At 65.0% G+C, this 594-nt stretch carries 1 pseudogene; it reads right to left on the bottom strand.

Features of this window, described 5'->3' with window-relative positions:
- Positions 1-407, bottom strand: a pseudogene (locus ACWAUG_RS13650) (IS21 family transposase); the annotation flags it as partial.
- Positions 408-594 lie beyond the last annotated feature (187 nt).

Genomic DNA, 594 nt, shown 5'->3' with positions numbered 1-594 from the left:
ACCAGGACATACGCGCTCTTCCGCCCGAACCCCCAATGCTCAGGCGGGTCCGGCATCTCGACCCAGTCGAACTGGGTTTCCTCACCAGGCGGGTGCTCGATGACCGCGTTCGCGCGTTTGGTGACGTGCGCGCACGCGGTGCAAGCAGGCCTCAGCCCACGGGCGCGGATCTGCCGCGTCAACGTCGGATACGACCCCTCATAACCGAGCGGGCGCAGCTCGTCCAGCAGCGTCACCGCCCACAGGTGCGGGTCCTCGACGAGTCTCGCGGCGACGTAGTCGACGAACGGTTCAAACGCGTCGGGTACGGAGCGCTCACGCTTACCGGGCGTGCGCTCACCGTTCAGATACGCGCGGATGGTCTTGCGGTCATGGTTGGTGCGGCGGGCGATCTCGCTGATCGTCATCCCCTGCCGTTTCAGAGCGTGGATGTCCACGCTGCTCCTCTCTGAGAGCATGAGAAACAGGGCCTTCCTCGGGCTGGTGTGTGGTCAGAGACCACCAGCATCGAGGAAGGCCCGCCTCATGCGGCGGAGCGACCCAGGGTGGGGAACTTCGATGAGCAGAACTGAGGAATTTCAGTGAGCGCCGTCA

Source organism: Microbacterium sp. GXF6406, from assembly GCF_054798215.1.
The sequence above is the reverse complement of the archived record's forward strand: the minus strand, read 5'-3'. Positions and strand labels throughout refer to the sequence as shown.